The organism is Streptomyces sp. NPDC056296, assembly GCF_042268605.1.
Taxonomy (GTDB): domain Bacteria; phylum Actinomycetota; class Actinomycetes; order Streptomycetales; family Streptomycetaceae; genus Streptomyces.
Map to the genome: position 1 here is coordinate 1 of NZ_JBHJRX010000139.1, position 1,749 is coordinate 1,749.

The 1,749-nt window shown below is 68.4% G+C and carries 1 protein-coding gene; it reads right to left on the reverse strand.

All coding sequences use genetic code 11. The annotated features are described in order from the left end of the window. Positions 1-142: 142 nt before the first annotated feature. Positions 143-1,363 carry an MFS transporter gene (locus tag ACFCZF_RS40815; RefSeq protein WP_376675983.1) on the reverse strand — a complete coding sequence of 407 codons (1,221 nt, stop codon included), beginning with the start codon at positions 1,361-1,363 and terminating at the stop codon, positions 143-145. Positions 1,364-1,749: the final 386 nt, after the last annotated feature.

Genomic DNA, 1,749 nt, shown 5'->3' on the forward strand with positions numbered 1-1,749 from the left:
ATAGACCGACCAGCACAGCACCGTGGCGGGTCAACGGCGGACGGGGTGGTACGTCCAGCGGTAGCACGTACCACCCTGCCGTGAACCGCGTGCGCGTCTCGCCCCGACAAACAGCGTGGCGGACCCGAGTCAGCGCCCCGGACTACTCGACAGGACTGCGGAGCGCGGCGCTGGCGCTGACGGAAATGACTCCGAGCACTGCCAGGTAGGCGGCGATCCCGAGGCCGTTGTCCGTGGCCTCGACCAGCGCCGTCGCCACGATGGATACCAGGCCGCCGCCGAGCACGCCGCCGACCGAATACGTGACGGTCGCGCCGCTGTAGCGCACCGACACCGGGAACGCCTCGGCGATGAAGGTCGCCAGGGGACCCATGGAGAGGCCCGACACCAGACCGAGGACGACGGATCCCAGCAAGGCCGCGGTGACCGACCCGGTGTCGAGCAGCAGGAAGTAGGGGAACGCCCACAGCGTCTGGGCCGTCAGTGCGCAGATGATGACACGGCGTCGTCCGAACCGCTGGGAAAGCAGCGCGCCGACAGGGACACCCGCGGTCAGCACCACCGAGGAGGTCAGTGTGATGGCCATCATCGCCGACGCCGACACGAGGTCTCGGGTCTCGACATAGGTGAGGCTGTAGGTGAAGACCACGATTCCGAAGGCGGAGGTCTGCGCGGAGATACCGGTCGCCGCGACGAGATTCCGCGGCAGGCGACGGAAGACCTCCGACAGCGGGGCTCGCACCACGTCCTGGTTCTCCCGGGCCCGGGTGAACTCCGGGCTCTCCTCAAGGCGCCGGCGGAGGACCATGCCGAAGACGACCAGTACGAACGACAGCAGGAACGGGATCCGCCATCCCCAGGCCGCGAAGGCCGCTTCGCCGAGGACGAGCCGGACCAGCAGGAAGACCAGGGTCGACAGGAACACGCCTGCGGGAAGCCCGAGCTGAGGGAATGAGCCGTACAGCGTGCGGCGCTCCGGGGGTGCGTGCTCCATCGACATCAGGACCGCGCCACCCCACTCGCCGCCGACCGACAGCCCCTGGGCCAGGCGGAGCACTACGAGCAGGATGGGGGCCGCGACACCGATCGCCGCGTAGGTCGGCAGCAGTCCGACGCCGGCGGTGGCTGCTCCCATGATGAGAAGGGACGCGAGGAGCATCTTCCGTCGGCCGATCCGGTCGCCGAGGTGCCCCATGATGGCCCCGCCGACGGGCCGGGCCAGAAATCCGATCGCGAAGGTCGACAGCGAGGCGAGTGTTCCGGCGACCGGTGAGACGGAGGGGAAGAACTGGGGCGCGAACACGAGCGCCGCAGCGGGACCGTAGAGGGTGAAGTCGTACCACTCGATGGTCGTGCCGATCATGCCGGCGGTAGCGACCCTGCGCGCTTGGCGCCGGTCGCCGGTTTGTCCGGGCTGTTTTGCAGTGGTGTCGGACGCCGGCGCGTCTTTGGGAAGGGATGCGCTCATGATGTGTCTCCGTGTACGTCGGCGGCCCAGAGACCGTTCCGATCTCCGGTCTGTGCTGAGCCGTTGCCAATGGGGGACGACAGCCGACCGTGCATGTCGGGCACGGTGGGCCGGTACGGAAGATCTCGGAGGATCTGAGGTTCGCTGTGCGTGAATGAGGGCTGGGCCGCGTGGGCTCGCCTGGTGTCGATCGCTGAGTTCACGTAGTGGGCGACGGGCGCGGAGGAGTCGGCCGACTCGTGAGCCGAAGACGATCAGCGACACTACGTTGCCGGCTTCAG

What these genes read in the sequence shown, in the direction of transcription:
- ACFCZF_RS40815 (WP_376675983.1), bottom strand. Translation starts at nt 1,363, where the DNA reads ATGATCGGCACGACCATCGAGTGGTACGACTTCACCCTCTACGGTCCC.